The sequence below is a fragment of the Phenylobacterium sp. genome (genome assembly GCF_031181185.1).
Classification (GTDB): Bacteria; Pseudomonadota; Alphaproteobacteria; order Caulobacterales; family Caulobacteraceae; genus Phenylobacterium.
Genome location: NZ_JAPSKZ010000033.1, coordinates 18,246 through 28,081 on the forward strand (window position 1 = coordinate 18,246; position 9,836 = coordinate 28,081).

At 68.7% G+C, this 9,836-nt stretch carries 10 protein-coding genes; 5 read left to right on the plus strand and 5 right to left on the minus strand.

Going from position 1 to position 9,836, the window contains the following annotated elements:
• Window positions 1-7: 7 nt before the first annotated feature.
• The gene (locus RIF93_RS06205) at window positions 8-487 is read left to right on the plus strand and encodes a glutathione peroxidase (protein WP_309089494.1); all 480 of its coding nucleotides are present in this window, start codon (window positions 8-10) and stop codon (window positions 485-487) included.
• Window positions 487-1,878 (plus strand): dihydrolipoyl dehydrogenase, encoded by a 1,392-nt coding sequence (gene lpdA, locus RIF93_RS06210; RefSeq protein ID WP_309089496.1) that lies wholly within the window; start codon window positions 487-489, stop codon window positions 1,876-1,878. Before RIF93_RS06205 ends, lpdA begins: the two co-directional genes overlap by 1 nt.
• Before the next feature lie 47 nt (window positions 1,879-1,925).
• Here lpdA and RIF93_RS06215 read toward each other — a convergent pair whose 3' ends face one another.
• The 3 genes from RIF93_RS06215 to RIF93_RS06225 form a co-directional block, all read right to left on the minus strand.
• Window positions 1,926-2,321, minus strand: a complete 396-nt coding sequence (locus RIF93_RS06215; protein ID WP_309089498.1) for a DoxX family protein — start codon at window positions 2,319-2,321, stop codon at window positions 1,926-1,928.
• Window positions 2,322-2,401: 80 nt separating this feature from the next.
• The gene (locus RIF93_RS06220) at window positions 2,402-3,955 is read right to left on the minus strand and encodes an AMP-binding protein (protein WP_375163847.1); all 1,554 of its coding nucleotides are present in this window, start codon (window positions 3,953-3,955) and stop codon (window positions 2,402-2,404) included.
• Between the two features lie 90 nt (window positions 3,956-4,045).
• A complete protein-coding gene (locus tag RIF93_RS06225) occupies window positions 4,046-4,930 on the minus strand; it encodes an SIMPL domain-containing protein (protein ID WP_309089500.1) in 885 nt (294 codons plus the stop codon).
• Window positions 4,931-5,055: 125 nt separating this feature from the next.
• Here RIF93_RS06225 and lipA point away from each other — a divergent pair, with 125 nt between their 5' ends.
• Both lipA and RIF93_RS06235 read left to right on the plus strand, forming a co-directional pair.
• On the plus strand, window positions 5,056-6,018 hold the full coding sequence (gene lipA / locus RIF93_RS06230; RefSeq protein ID WP_309089502.1) for a lipoyl synthase: 963 nt from the start codon (window positions 5,056-5,058) through the stop codon (window positions 6,016-6,018).
• 10 nt (window positions 6,019-6,028) lie between these two features.
• The gene (locus RIF93_RS06235) at window positions 6,029-6,502 is read left to right on the plus strand and encodes a type II toxin-antitoxin system RatA family toxin (RefSeq protein WP_309089504.1); all 474 of its coding nucleotides are present in this window, start codon (window positions 6,029-6,031) and stop codon (window positions 6,500-6,502) included.
• On the opposite strand, the gene RIF93_RS06240 is transcribed toward RIF93_RS06235, so the two are convergent.
• Window positions 6,499-6,990, minus strand: coding sequence for a CinA family protein (locus tag RIF93_RS06240; protein ID WP_309089506.1), 492 nt, complete (start codon window positions 6,988-6,990; stop codon window positions 6,499-6,501). The two genes, RIF93_RS06235 and RIF93_RS06240, sit on opposite strands and share 4 nt — an antisense overlap.
• Window positions 6,991-7,067: 77 nt before the next feature.
• Here RIF93_RS06240 and RIF93_RS06245 point away from each other — a divergent pair, with 77 nt between their 5' ends.
• The gene (locus tag RIF93_RS06245) at window positions 7,068-9,356 is read left to right on the plus strand and encodes a fused MFS/spermidine synthase (protein ID WP_309089508.1); all 2,289 of its coding nucleotides are present in this window, start codon (window positions 7,068-7,070) and stop codon (window positions 9,354-9,356) included.
• Window positions 9,357-9,359: 3 nt separating this feature from the next.
• Here the strand turns inward: RIF93_RS06245 and ispF are convergent.
• Window positions 9,360-9,836: 2-C-methyl-D-erythritol 2,4-cyclodiphosphate synthase (gene ispF, locus RIF93_RS06250; RefSeq protein WP_309089509.1), on the minus strand; the 477-nt coding region annotated here is incomplete at its 5' end.

Below are 9,836 nucleotides of genomic sequence, written 5' to 3' on the forward strand. Positions count from 1 at the left end.
GGCCGCGATGAGCAGCGTCTACGACTTCACCGCTGAGACGATTGACGGCCAACCGGCGCCGCTCTCCGACCATCGCGGCAAGGTGCTGCTCATCGTCAACACCGCCAGCAAGTGCGGCTTCACCAAGCAGTACGCCGGGCTGGAGGATCTGCACCGCAAGTACGCCGAACGCGGGCTCGTGGTGCTGGGCTTCCCCTGCAACCAGTTCGGTCAGCAGGAGCCGGGCGACGAGGCGGAGATCAAGTCGTTCTGTTCGCTGACCTATGACGTCGACTTCCCGATGATGCGGAAGATCGATGTGAACGGCCCTTCGGCCCACCCCCTCTACGTCTTCCTGAAGAAGCAGAAGAAGGGCGTGCTGGGCACAGAGGGCATCAAGTGGAACTTCACGAAGTTCCTCGTGGACCGGTCGGGCAGGGTCGTGGACCGCTTCGCCCCCACCGTTGAACCCAAGGCGCTGGAAGGCGCGATCGAGGCTTTGCTCTGATGGCTGATGCGTTCGACGTCGTTGTGATCGGCTCGGGACCTGGCGGTTACGTGACCGCGATCCGGGCCTCGCAGCTGGGCTTCAAGACCGCCATTGTCGAGCGGTCGGAACTGGGCGGCATCTGCCTGAACTGGGGCTGCATCCCGACCAAGGCGCTGCTGAAGTCGGGCGAGGTCTACGAGCAGCTGGATCACCTGAAGGATTACGGCCTGTCGGTCGAGAAGCGCGGCTTCGACTTCGAGGCCGTGGTGCAGCGCTCGCGCAAGGTCGCCGCCCAGATGAACTCGGGCGTCACCTTCCTGATGAAGAAGCACAAGATCGAGGTGGTGCAGGGCTCCGCGCGTCTCGAAAGGGGCGGGGCGGCGCCGACGGTCGTGGTGGGCGCGCGCAAGCTGACCGCCAAGCACGTCATCCTGGCGACCGGCGCGCGGGCGCGGACCGTGCCCGCCATCGGGCTGGAGCCGGACGGCGAGCGCGTCTGGACCTATCGCGAGGCGCTCGTGCCGAAGGCGGCGCCCAAATCGCTGGTGGTCGTGGGTTCCGGCGCTATCGGTATGGAGTTCGCAAGCTTCTACAGGGCCTTGGGCGTAGAAGTTACGGTCATCGAGATGATGCCGCGGATCCTGCCCGTCGAGGACGAGGAAATCTCGAAGGTGGCCCACAAGGCTTTCGAGAAGCGCGGCATCAAGTTCCGCGTCCCGGCCAATGTGAAGAAGCTGACCAAATCGAAAACGGGGGTGAGCCTGGAGATCGAGGCCGGCGGCAAGGCCGAGACCCTGCAGGCCGACGTCTGCATCGTCGCCATCGGCATCGTCGGCAACGTCGAGGATCTGGGTCTGGAAGCCCTGGGCGTGAAGGTCGAGAAGACCCACGTCGTCACCGACAAGCATGGCGCGACGGGCGTGCCGGGGCTCTACGCCATCGGCGACGTGGCGGGGCCGCCCTGGCTCGCCCACAAGGCCAGCCACGAGGGCGTGCACTGCATCGAGCATATCGCGGGCCTGAAGCCCACGAACCTGACCGCTCCGATCCCGGGCTGCACCTACACCAACCCGCAGGTCGCCTCGGTGGGCCTGACCGAGGCCCAGGCGAAGGAGCAGGGTCTGGAGCCCAAGGTCGGCCGCTTCCCGTTCCGCGTGAACGGCAAGGCCGTGGCCGCCGGCGAGACCGAGGGTCTGGTGAAGACCATCTTCGATGGCAAGACCGGCGCGCTGATCGGCGCCCACATGGTTGGCCACGAGGTCACCGAGATGATCCAGGGCTTCGCCATGGCCATGACGCTGGAGGCCACCGAGGCCGAGATCCAAGCCACTGTCTTCCCGCACCCGACCATGAGCGAGGCCATGCACGAGGCGTCTCTCGACGCCTACGGTCGCGTCCTGCACATCTGACAGCGAAGCAGGTCACCCCGGCCAAGGCGGGGGTGACCCACTCGGCCCTACCGCTTCTTCCTGACGATGGCGTCCAGGCTCCACGGCCCGGGCCCGGCGAACACCAGGTACAGGAAGACGAAGCAGAACATGATGGCCAACTCGCCGCCATTCAGGGCGGGCCAGAAGCCCTGGGCGCCGTGGAACATGAAGTAAGCCACCGCCATCTCGCCTGAGCAGACGAATGCAGCGAGGCGGGTGAACAGGCCCAGCGCAATCAGGGCGCCGCCAACGACCTCGATCCAGGCGCCGACGACCAGTAGCATCGGCAGCGGATCGGGCGCGCCTTCCTGTGGCCCGGGGAAGTCGAAGAGCTTCATCAGGCCGTGCTGCATGAACAGCAGCGCCGCGATGATGCGCAGGATGCTGAGGACGCGCGGCGCCCAGACATCGAGGTTCGGCATTGGATTGGTCCCTCCCACCGGCCTTACCCGGCGGAGGGATGCTCAACGAGGAATCCGTCCATTGTCCAGCTTGTAGACGCTCAGGCCGCCCGACGGAGCTCCGCCTCGACGATCCGCTGCAGCGCGACGTAGTCGGTCTTGCCGGTGCCCAGGACCGGGATTTCGGGCACGCGGATGATCTTGCGCGGCACGGCGAGCTCGGGCGCGCCGATCTTCTGGGCGTGGGTCAGCAAGGGCGCGGGGTTGGCGTCGCGGCGGTCGGTGACCAGCACCAGCCGCTCCCCCTTCTTCGGGTCGGGCACGGCGACGACCGCGTGGCGGCAGTCCGGCCACACGGCCGAGGCAAGGTCCTCGGCGGCCGTGAGGGAGACCATCTCGCCGCCCACCTTGGCGAAGCGCTTCACCCGGCCCAGGATCTTCACCCAGCCGTCGTCGGTGATCGACACCACGTCGCCCGTGTCGTGCCAGCCGCCGGTGGGCGGCTCGACGCCGCCGTCCGGCTTCAGGTAGCCGGCCATGATGTTCGGCCCGCGCACCAGCAGCTTGCCGCCGCCAGGGATGCCTTCCACCGGCTCCAGCTTCACCTCGACGCCCGGCAGCAGTCCGCCCACGGTGCCGCGGCGGTTGTCGGTGGGCTTGTTCACCGCGATCACGGGCGAGGCCTCGGTGGCGCCATAGCCTTCCAGCAGCGGGATCGGGCCGAACTTCTCGGTGATCAGGTTGTGGGTCTCTTCGCGCACCTTCTCCGCGCCGCAGACGACGAAGGTCAGGCCCGCAAGCTCGTCCTTCTCGGCGGCGCGGGCGTACTGGTTCACGAAGGTGTCGGTGGCGAGCAGCACCGCGGCCTTGGTGTCCTTGATCAGCGGCGGGATCTGCTTGGTGTGCAGCGGCGAGGGGTACTGCACGGCCTTCATGCCCGTCAGGATCGGCAGCAGCACGCCGCCCGTCAGGCCGAACACGTGGAAGATCGGCAGGGGGTTGAAGAACACCCAGTTCGGGTCGAGCGGGATATGGGCCGCGATCTGGCGACAGTTGGCGATCAGGTTGGCGTTGCTGAGCACCACGCCACGCGGCGCGCCGAAGCTGCCCGAGGTGAACAGGATCACGCCGGGATCCGAGGGCGCCACCGCCGCGCGGAACTGCCGGGGCAGGGCGCCGGCGGCGGCCGCGAACAGCTTGTCGGAGAGGCCGATCGTGGCGCGGACCTCCTCGAGGTAGGTGATCTCCGCCTTCGTCTCCAGGGCGTCGATCAGGTCGTGCAGCTTGCCCTGCTCCACGAAGCGGTGGGACGTGAGCACGCGCTGGATGCCCGCCAGCTCGCAGGCGGCGCGAAGATTCCGGATGCCTGCCGTGAAGTTCAGCATCGTCGGCGTGCGGCCGAACGCGTGCAGGGCGAAGAACGTCACCACCCCGCCGGCGCTGGACGGCAGCATCACGCCGACCCGCTCGCCCTTCTTCGTCATGCCGGCCAGCTTGCGGCCGAGCGCGAACGAAGCGCGCATCAGGTCGGTGTAGGTGAGGGGATTGCGCTCCTGGTCCTCCAGGATCGGCTTCTTCGCCCCATGGGTCTTCGCCGCGTCGATGAGCGCGTCGAAGACGGAAGACTGCGCCTGGGCGCTGTCGAACGAACGCAAGGGCGCACGCTCCCCGAACTGTTCTCGTTGGTCGGGGAACCTAGCCGCCAGTCACGGCGAAGAAAAGATCGGTAACAGGCCGTGAGGCGGCTACCCCAGGCTGTAGATGACGCAGGCCCGCTGTTCCAGTCGCTGAAGCGGCGGGTTCAGCGGCAGGCGGATCGACTCGGGATCCAGCTGTTGCCCCGCCCTGGAGCCCGTCACCGTGATGTCCTCCACCCGCCGCTCGACCGGCGGCACGGGCAGGGGCGGGGCGGCCGGCGGGGGCGGCGGCACCTGATAGGCGCCCACCTCGCCGCCGTAGCTGCGACCGGCGCCGGTCACCAGCACGTCGGTCTCGCAGGCCCGGCCCGTCGGATCGATCAGCTTCACCGCGCCCAGGCGGGTCCCCGCGGCGGCGGCGGCCAGCTCGCCTCGCCGCTTGGCGTCCTCGACGGCCAGCCTGAACATCTGCGTCCGCGTCTCGTTCTCGGGCTCGAGCCGGAAGCGGACCGGCTGTGTCGACGACGGCTTGGCGGCCATCAGCGTGGCATAGACGCGCTCTGTCAGCCGCACGTCGCGGATCTCGACGGCGACGTTGGCCACCACCTGGTAGCGCTCGATCTTGTCCGCCCGCTGGTTCTCGTTCACGTCGCCCTGGCGGTCCCGGTACTGGTCGTACAGCGGCTGGATGCGGAACGTGGTCTCGACGCGCACCTTGTCGGCGCCATAGGCCGCGAGCGCCTGACCCAAGGCGCGGACCTTGTCGGCGGCGGCCTTCTGGGCCGCGGAAGCCTCGCGTTCGATGGCGTCGTAGGTGGCGTTCACATGGGCGCGGTTGGCCGGGACTTCGGTCCAGACGTGGCCGGTCGAGGCCAGGATCGGCCGCTCCATCCACCAGGGCGCGGGCTCGAACGGGCGCGCCGCCACCGTGGCGGTCTGGGCGAGGGCGGGGGTCGCGAGGGCGGCAAGGGCGAGGGCGGCGAGCGTGCGCATGCGGTCTCCGGTCTGATCTCGTCCCACCATAACCGTAGCCGAAAAGCCGCCAACCGGCGGTGTGGTCTGGGGTCGCGACGCAACGCGCGCTTGATCCTGGGGCCCCGAGCGACGATTTAGGGCCCATGGCCGTGGTCATCGACACCTTGGGCGCCCGGCGCCCGCGTCACCCCGAGAAGCAGGCGAACCCCGACACGCCGATCCTGAAGAAGCCGGAATGGCTCAGGGTCCGCGCCCCAGGGTCCCCCGGCTACATGGCCACGCGCGAGATCGTGAAGACCAATCGTCTGGTCACGGTCTGCGAAGAGGCCGGCTGCCCCAACATCGGCGAATGCTGGGACAAGAGCCACGCCACCTTCATGATCATGGGCGAGGTCTGCACCCGCGCCTGCGCCTTCTGCAACGTCTCGACGGGCAAGCCGCTGGCGCTGGACCTCGACGAGCCGGCCCGGGTCGGCGAGGCCACCGCCAAGATGGGCCTGAAGCATGTGGTCGTGACCTCGGTCGACCGCGACGACCTGGCCGACGGCGGCGCCCAGCACTTCGTGGAGACCATCCGGGCCATCCGGGCGGCCTCGCCGTCGACCACCATCGAGATCCTGACACCCGACTTCGCCCGCAAGCCGATCGCCGCGCTGGAGGCGGTGATCGACGCCAGGCCTGACGTCTTCAACCACAACCTCGAGACCGTGCCGCGGCTTTACCTGTCGATCCGGCCCGGCGCGCGCTACTACCACTCGCTGCGCCTGCTCGAGCGGGTGAAGGAGCGCGACCCCACCCAGTTCACCAAGTCCGGCATCATGGTCGGCCTGGGCGAGACGAAGGAAGAGGTCATGCAGGTGATGGACGACATGCGCTCGGCGGGCGTCGACTTCATCACCATCGGCCAGTACCTGCAGCCCACGCGCAAGCACGCCGCCATCGACCGCTTCGTGCACCCGGATGAGTTCCGCGCGTTGGAGGAGATCGCCCGTGCAAAGGGGTTCCTGATGGTCTCGGCCAGTCCGCTCACCCGCTCGTCGCACCACGCCGGCGAGGATTTCGCGCGGCTGCAGGCGGCGCGCCGGGCCCGCGAAACCGCAGCCTAAGGGCAGCGGCGTGCGCCATCACGTCTCGAAACAGCTGCCATACACGCCGGACCAGCTGTTCCAGCTTGTCGGCGACGTGGAGCACTATCCGGCGTTCGTGCCCTGGGTGACGGCATTGCGCACCTGGAACGCCCGCAAGGTCAGCGAGGGCGTAGACAGCCTGGACGCCGAGGCCAGCGTCGGCTTCGCCTTCCTGAAAGAGCGCTTCGCAACCCGCGTGCGGCGCGACGCCGTCAACCGGCAGATCGACGTCAGCCTGCTATCGGGGCCGTTTCGCAAGCTGGTCAACCGCTGGCGCTTCATCGACGCCGGCCACGGCTGCACGCGGGTCGAGTTCGACATCGAGTTCCAGTTCAAGTCGCGGTTGCTGGAGGGCCTCCTGAAGGCGAACTTCCATCACGCGGTCGAAAAGCTGATGGGCTGTTTCGAGGCTCGCGCCGCTTCGATCTACGGCCAGGCTGGGGCCGAGCTCTCGCCCGGCTAGGCCAGCCGGTCACGCAGCGCCTGCAGGGCCGCCTGCACCGCGGCCAGCTGGATCTCCTCCCGGGTCTCGTGCTCGAACAGCTCCTGGCGGTGCATGATCGGCTCGTTCGATCGGGCGGTGGCGATGTGCACCGTGCCGACGGGCTTCATCGCCGTGCCGCCGCCGGGGCCCGCGACGCCGGTGATGGCGACCGCGAGGTGGGCGTTCGAGGCCTCCAGCGCGCCCTCGGCCATCATCCGCGCGACGGGCTCCGAGACCGCGCCAAGATCGGCGATCAGATCGCCCGGCACGCCCAGCAGCTCCTGCTTGGCGCGGTTCGAATAGGTGACGAAGCCACGCTCGAACACGTCCGAGGCGCCGGCGACCGAGCAGATGGCGCCGGCCACTAGGCCGCCGGTGCAGCTTTCCGCCGTGACGATTCTCAGAGATCGTTCACGCGCCTCGTCGATCAGCAGCCGGGCCAGGGTGACGATCTCGAGGGTGAACATCGGCGCACGCTCTCTTAAGGGTTGTCGCGCACCACAAGCACCGGAAGCGCTGCTTCGATCAAGGGCCGGAAGACGACATGACCACGCTCGCCGCCACGTCGCGCCAGGCCTACGCCCCGCCGGCGCTGTTCGCGATCACCACCTTCTCGAGCGCAGCGCTGGTGTTCCTGGTTCAGCCGATGGTGGCCAAGCTGGTGCTGCCGCTGCTGGGCGGAAGCCCGGCCGTCTGGAACACCAGCATGGCCTTCTTCCAGATCGCGCTGCTGGCCGGCTACGGCTACGCCCACGCGCTGCAGAAGGTGCGGGAGGTCCGCAGCCAGATCATCGTCCACTGCGCGGCCCTGCTGATCGCGGCCCTGGCCTTGCCGCTGCGGGTGAACGAGCTGGCCGGCCCGCCCTCGTCCGAGCATCCCAACCTGTGGCTCCTCGCGGTGCTGGCGCTCTCGATCGGCGCGCCCTTCGCCGTACTGTCGGCCACCGCGCCCCTGGTCCAGGCCTGGTACGCCCGCACGGTCGGCCAGGCCGAGGGCAAGGAGCCCTACGTCCTCTACGCCGCCAGCAACCTCGGCAGCCTGCTGGCCCTGCTGGCCTACCCGCTGGTCGTCGAGCCCGGCCTGACCCTGGCAGGGCAGCGCTACGGCTGGAGCGGGGCTTATCTGGTCTTCGTGCTGTTGATGGGGACGCTCGGCCTGCTGGTCATGCGGGCCAGGGCCTCGGCGGCCGTGGAGGAGGCGCCAACGGCGGCGGCGCCGACCAGCTGGCGCGACCGCTTCACCTGGATCCTGCTGGCGGCGATCCCGGCCAGCCTGATGCTGGGCGTGACGACCCATCTCACGACCGACGTGGCCTCGGCGCCCTTCCTGTGGGTCGTTCCGCTGGCGCTCTATCTCCTGACCTTCATCATCGCCTTCCAGCAGAAGCCGGCGATCGAACCAGGGTTCACGCTGGTGCTCCAGGCCGCCGCCGTCGCCGTATGCGCCGCGATGCTGCCCTTCCGGTCGAGCTTCTTCGTCCTTCAGTTCGGCATCCACCTGCTGGCCTTCTTCCTGACCGCGCTCATGTGCCACCAGCGCCTGGTGGCTCGCCGGCCGGATCCCGCGCACCTCACCGAGTTCTACCTGTGCCTGTCGATCGGCGGCGTCGTGGGCGGCGCCTTCAACGCCTTCGTCGCCCCGGTCATCTTCGACAACGTTTGGGAATATCCGCTGGTGCTGGCGCTTTCGTGCCTGGCGAGACCCTGGGGACGGCTAGACAAGGTGCCACCCGGCGCCTGGGTGCTGATGATCCTCGGCGTGCTCGCGGCCGTGGCGACGCCGGTCTTCGTCTCGGTCATGCAGGACAAGGTGACCACGGCGAGCGTCGTGGGCGCCTTCGACCAGTCCGAGCTGTTCGACATGGGCATGAAGGGCCTGCTCGCCCTGGCGGTGATCTGCGCCTTCCTGGTGCGCTCACGGGCGCTGTTCTTCTTCCTGGTGATCGGCGTGCTCTCGTTCGCCGCCGAGGCCGCGGCCGACCGTACGGACGTGCGCCACAGCTGGCGCAGCTTCTTCGGCGTGATGCGGTTATCCCAGACCTATGTGTCGAGCCTGGGCGGCGAGGTGAAGATGCTGGCCCACGGCACCACCCTGCACGGCGCCCAGTCCCAGAACCCGGTCTATCGCTGCAATCCGCTCGTCTACTACACGCCGCGCACGCCCATTGGGCAGGTGTTCACGACAAGCCAGCGCCAGAAGGCGGCGATGCGCATCGGGGCGGTTGGGCTCGGCACGGGCTCGGTCGCGGCCTACGTCCGGCCCGGCGACCATCTGACCTTCTTCGAGATCGATCCGCTGGTGCAGCGAATCGCGACTGATCCCAACAACTTCAGCTATGTGCGCGAATGCGCCAAAGGCGAGGTGGACTTCGTCATCGGAGACGCCCGTCTGACGCTGCAGGACCAGCCGCAGGGCGCCTTCGACCTCCTGCTGATCGACGCCTTCTCGTCCGACGCGGTGCCGGCGCATCTCCTGACCGTCGAGGCCGTGCAGGGATATCTCGCGCGGCTGAAGCCGGACGGCGTCCTCGTCCTGCACCTCTCGAACCGCAACCTCGACCTGATGGGGCCGGCCCAGGCGGTCGCGCGCGCAGCCGGCGGTCAGGCGTTGGCCCAGCGCTACCGACCCGCGAACGATCCGCAGGGCAGCTGGGAGTCGGCCGAGGATGCCGTGATCGTCGCGCGCAATCGCGAGGCGCTCGCCGCCTTCGCCGCCGATTCACGCTGGGAGCGGGCCAACCCCTTCCAGGCGAAGCCTTGGCGGGACGACTACACGAACCTGGCCGGGGCGTTGTACGCGAACCTCAAGGCCAGCTGGACCTGGCTGCCGTAGTCCTTACGGCGGGGTTTCGACCGAAACCACCGCCTGGGCCATCAGGCCTTCCTCGCGGCCGGTGAAGCCCATGCCCTCGGTGGTGGTGGCCTTCACGCTGACCCGGCCGACCGGCAGCCCCAGCAGTTCGGCGATCCGTTCCCGCATCGCGTCGCGGTGCGGCCGGATCTTCGGCCGTTCGCAGATCAGTGTCACGTCGGCGTTGAGGATCCGACCGCCGACGGCGCCGACCCTCTTCACCGCGTGCGTCAGGAACTGGTCGGAGGACGCGCCCTTCCAGCGCGGGTCCGAGGGCGGGAAGTGCTCGCCGATGTCGCCGTCCGCGATGGCGCCCAGCACAGCGTCCGTGAGCGCGTGCAGGCCGCAGTCCGCGTCCGAATGCCCGATCAGCCCCACGTCGTGCTGGATTCGCACCCCGCACAGCCACACGACCTCGCCCGGGCCGAAGCGGTGCGCGTCGATGCCGTGGCCCGTGCGCAC

Coding starts and splice junctions, on each gene's coding strand:
- RIF93_RS06205 (WP_309089494.1), top strand. CDS start 8: ATGAGCAGCGTCTACGACTTCACCGCTGAGACGATTGACGGCCAACCG.
- lpdA (WP_309089496.1), top strand. CDS start 487: ATGGCTGATGCGTTCGACGTCGTTGTGATCGGCTCGGGACCTGGCGGT.
- RIF93_RS06215 (WP_309089498.1), bottom strand. CDS start 2,321: ATGCCGAACCTCGATGTCTGGGCGCCGCGCGTCCTCAGCATCCTGCGC.
- RIF93_RS06225 (WP_309089500.1), bottom strand. CDS start 4,930: ATGCGCACGCTCGCCGCCCTCGCCCTTGCCGCCCTCGCGACCCCCGCC.
- lipA (WP_309089502.1), top strand. CDS start 5,056: ATGGCCGTGGTCATCGACACCTTGGGCGCCCGGCGCCCGCGTCACCCC.
- RIF93_RS06240 (WP_309089506.1), bottom strand. CDS start 6,990: ATGTTCACCCTCGAGATCGTCACCCTGGCCCGGCTGCTGATCGACGAG.
- RIF93_RS06245 (WP_309089508.1), top strand. CDS start 7,068: ATGACCACGCTCGCCGCCACGTCGCGCCAGGCCTACGCCCCGCCGGCG.